This is a genomic window from Vibrio sp. YT-19(2023), assembly GCF_033337395.1.
Genome location: NZ_JAWOQN010000272.1, coordinates 1 through 874 on the forward strand (window position 1 = coordinate 1; position 874 = coordinate 874).

Sequence of the window (874 nt, forward strand, 5' to 3'; positions counted from 1 at the left end):
GAGTGGGCCAAAGCAAGCCATCGCATTGGTATTCGGCTATTTATACCACGTCCAATTAGGCGTGCTTATCACCTTATTTGCTTGTGTTTTTGGGGCGACATTTAACTACGCCTGCGCGCGCTTTCTCATCGGAAATTGGCTATATCGACGGTTCCCGAAAAAAATGACGCGTTTTAATTCATTTGCGAGTCGTAAGCCGTTTTACAAAATCCTTTTGCTACGTTTGTTTCCGATTGGGAATAACGTCGTGACCAACGTTTTATCGGGTAGTGTCCGAGTGCCGTTCTTTGCCTTTATCTCCGCCAGTCTGTTGGGATACTTGCCTCAAATTATCATCTTCGCATTGATGGGCGCTGGTATTCATTCATCGAGTAATACAATGATATATCTCAGTATTTTCTTTGGTATCGTTAGCGCGGTACTCACAGGGTTTCTCTATCGAGATCATATTAAAAGTCGTGTTGAATTATTGAATATGGAAGAGGAAGTATGAGCTTAGTGACGTCCAAGTGTCGACAAGTTTGGCAAAGTGATGACTATTATCAAACCCTATGGTTTTTGTTGTTCCTCGCCTTCATCATTATTTTTTCGGGGATAGGGTTACGCGACCCGTGGCCTGCCGATGAACCACGCTTTGTCGAAGTTGCTCGAGAGATGGTGCAATCAGGAAACTGGTTTTTTCCTACCAGAGGGGGAGAGCTCTATCCCGATAAACCGCCAGTATTTATGTGGTCAATGGCGGCTTTTTATTGGTTGACCGGCAGCCTAAAAGCAACGTTCATGTTACCTAATGCGATTGTCAGCCTAATTGCTTTGGTGTGCTGTTACGATATTTCCGCAAAGCTGTGGAATGTCAAAACTGCGCGAAATGTGG

At 44.5% G+C, this 874-nt stretch carries 2 protein-coding genes; both read left to right on the top strand.

Going from position 1 to position 874, the window contains the following annotated elements; all coding sequences use genetic code 11:
• On the top strand, positions 1-493 hold a 493-nt coding region (locus R7E78_RS25355; protein ID WP_318058505.1), incomplete at its 5' end, for a VTT domain-containing protein.
• Positions 490-874, top strand: a 385-nt coding sequence (locus R7E78_RS25360; RefSeq protein WP_411913769.1) for an ArnT family glycosyltransferase, incomplete at its 3' end; no start/stop codon positions are given. The genes R7E78_RS25355 and R7E78_RS25360, both read left to right, overlap by 4 nt.